Raw genomic sequence first — 210 nt, 5'->3', positions numbered from 1 at the left:
TGCCAAGTAGTTTGCTTCAGGGCTTCGGGGGTGAAGACAGAAGTAGGGGCATCATCGTTACTACAATTTGTCAGACATAACATGGCGCAAATAATTAATGTGGAAAGCACCATACATAAAGTAATTTTCTTTTTCATCTTATCTCTATTTTAAGTGATTGACAATAATTATATATTTCTCTTCATAGGGATACTAACAATACCTTTATTA

Origin of the sequence: uncultured Bacteroides sp., from assembly GCF_910578895.1 — a bacterium.
GTDB lineage: Bacteria > Bacteroidota > Bacteroidia > Bacteroidales > Bacteroidaceae > Bacteroides.
The sequence above is the reverse complement of the archived record's forward strand: the minus strand, read 5'-3'. Positions refer to the sequence as shown.